Origin of the sequence: uncultured Formosa sp., assembly GCF_947500765.1 — a bacterium.
Classification (GTDB): domain Bacteria; phylum Bacteroidota; class Bacteroidia; order Flavobacteriales; family Flavobacteriaceae; genus Formosa.
The window spans coordinates 1-206 of sequence record NZ_CANMTH010000090.1; the positions used below are offsets into that span (position 1 = coordinate 1).

Below are 206 nucleotides of genomic sequence, written 5' to 3' on the forward strand. Positions count from 1 at the left end.
AAGGCTTCCATAGCAGCGTAATGAGACAGTCCTAATTGATGATACACCTCTGCGGTTTCTTTATTTCTATCTTCTGCGCGTTGCCAGAATTCTCTGCTATCTGTACCTAAAAATACGACACCATCTTTTTGTGACTGATGTTTAAAAATGCCATGTCGTTTTTCTAACACTTGATCAGGACTCATTGGTACTGCCATTTCTATTTC

Annotated in this window: 1 pseudogene; it reads right to left on the bottom strand. The window is 39.3% G+C overall.

Features of this window, described 5'->3' with window-relative positions:
- Window positions 1-206 (bottom strand): annotated as a pseudogene (locus Q1B05_RS18690) (glucosamine-6-phosphate deaminase); the annotation flags it as partial.